The sequence below is a fragment of the Chryseobacterium sp. SIMBA_038 genome, from assembly GCF_046535115.1.
In the GTDB taxonomy this organism is placed as follows: Bacteria; Bacteroidota; Bacteroidia; order Flavobacteriales; family Weeksellaceae; genus Chryseobacterium.
Genome location: NZ_JAWRXH010000346.1, coordinates 1 through 248, shown reverse-complemented (window position 1 = coordinate 248; position 248 = coordinate 1). Strand labels below are relative to the sequence as shown.

Genomic DNA, 248 nt, shown 5'->3' with positions numbered 1-248 from the left:
ATCGGTTTTCAATTGATGAAGCCGCCTTATTCACTAAGCCAAACGGCAGTCGGATTTATTTTTCTCGTATACCTTGTCGGAACGTTCAGTTCAACGTGGATGGGCATGTTAGCAGACAAATACGGCAAAAGAAAAATCCTGCCATTCTCATTGGTGATTGTCATGATTGGTGTCTGCATTACTTTATCTGCTGATATAGGGATCATGATTTTAGGAGTTGCGATTTTCACATTCGGCTTTTTTGCGGG

1 protein-coding gene is annotated in these 248 nt (G+C 41.5%); it reads left to right on the top strand.

Annotation, left to right across the window (positions count from 1 at the left end; all coding sequences use genetic code 11):
• Positions 1–15: 15 nt before the first annotated feature.
• On the top strand, positions 16–248 hold a 233-nt coding region (locus SB689_RS23835), incomplete at its 3' end, for an MFS transporter (protein WP_410694507.1).